At 44.6% G+C, this 727-nt stretch carries 1 protein-coding gene; it reads right to left on the minus strand.

Translation table 11 applies throughout. The features are described from left to right. Positions 1 to 727 (minus strand): PKD domain-containing protein (locus BGP76_RS17910; RefSeq protein ID WP_119845707.1); only part of this gene is annotated, 727 nt, incomplete at both ends.

The following is a 727-nucleotide window of genomic DNA, read 5'->3' on the forward strand; positions in this document are numbered from 1 at the left end:
CATCGGAGACTGTGATGGATTGCAAGCTGGCGTTTTGGCACCCCCCATCATTAGCGACCGTTAATGTAATGTCATATTCTCCAGTAGCAGCATAGAGGTGAGTAGGGTTTTGGTCAGTGCTGGTAGGGGTTCCGTCTCCAAAATTCCAAGAGTAGCTCGTGATGTTATTGCCCGTTGTTTGGTTTGTGAATTGTATGTCTTCGCCAAAGCAGTTGTTGGTATAGTCGAAGCTTACATTCGGTCCTTCGCTAATGGTGATATTTTCAGAATATGTATCGGTGCTACACCCCGGTATTGTGGCTGTTAGTGTAATGGTTTTATCACCAGGAGTAGCGAAAGCATAGGTTGGGTTTTTGTTTGTAGAGGTAGCCTCTCCATTAAAATCCCATAGGTAGGAGACAATGTCTGTTGAGCCATTTTCATTAGTAAGGTTGGAGAAAGTGATGTCCGAAGAGCTACAGAGTACGGTAGCGGAGTAGTCAAAATCAGGTGTGTCAGGTATGTTGTATATAGAGATTTCCTGAGAGGTACTATTGGCACACCCACCATTACTGACTACCGTTAGTTTTGTTTGATAACTCCCTGTGGCAGGGTACTGGTAGCTCGGATTAGCAATATTACTATCTTCTACACCGTCCCCGTTGAAGTCCCAGGAGTAGGAGGCAATGTCTCCATCATCTATGGCTGTGAATGTATTTGTGTTGTCGATACATCTTGAGTTGTCTAG

Origin of the sequence: Reichenbachiella sp. MSK19-1 (genome assembly GCF_003590315.1) — a bacterium.
Taxonomy (GTDB): Bacteria; Bacteroidota; Bacteroidia; order Cytophagales; family Cyclobacteriaceae; genus Reichenbachiella; species Reichenbachiella agariperforans.